This window comes from Haloferax prahovense DSM 18310 (assembly GCF_000336815.1).
Classification (GTDB): Archaea; Halobacteriota; Halobacteria; order Halobacteriales; family Haloferacaceae; genus Haloferax; species Haloferax prahovense.
This window is the reverse complement of sequence record NZ_AOLG01000036.1, coordinates 1-750: the sequence shown is the minus strand read 5'-3', so window position 1 is coordinate 750 and position 750 is coordinate 1. Positions and strand designations below refer to the sequence as shown.

Genomic DNA, 750 nt, shown 5'->3' with positions numbered 1-750 from the left:
AGAGATGTGTATAAGAGACAGCTTCTCGACATCGATTACGAAGCTCCCTACAGGTTCATCATTGCGGATAGCCTGCCAAAGGAAGTGATGCAGTCGGGTTCACTCGTTGTTGAGCGGGACGGCGTCAACCTCTGTTACATTCCCTACTGGCTGTTCCTCCTCATCAGCTAACCATGGGAGGCACTATCTCCGATCCGAACGGGAATTTTTACAACGGCTGGTCAGGAACACCGCGACATAGCCTCATGCGGATGGTCAAATACGATACGGGAAACGAAGTTGAAGCACGACCATCCGACAGGAACATTGGGATTGCGATCCTCGGTGCATGGCAGTCTGAGCGACCCCTCCAGTCACGAACCTAATCATGTCTACGCAAACCACACGAGACGGGAATCGAGAACAGCTCCAGGAACTGCTGCGTGAGCTCTTCCAGTTCGACGCTGCCGATCTCGACTTTGGTGTCTACCGCATACTGAACCAGCGTCGAGACCGAATTGAGCAGTTCATCGAAGACGACCTCCTCGATGCTGTCGACGAGAGCCTCGAATCTCTGGCTGACGCGAAGCGCGCCGAGATCGAGGAAGAACTCGAAGAGAAAGCCACAGAACTGCGCCAGGACTGGGACGACGATATCTTCAACCCCGATGGGTCGCTGAAAGACCAGTACGCGAATCTCGGGCAGAAAGACCTCGAAGAGTACCAAGACCTCTGGGAGACTCAGGAAGACGTCGCCGTTGCTGAGGAGAC

The 750-nt window shown here is 54.4% G+C and carries 1 pseudogene; it reads left to right on the top strand.

From position 1 onward, the window contains the following. Positions 1 to 367: 367 nt before the first annotated feature. A pseudogene (locus tag C457_RS11185) lies at positions 368 to 750 on the top strand (site-specific DNA-methyltransferase); the annotation flags it as partial.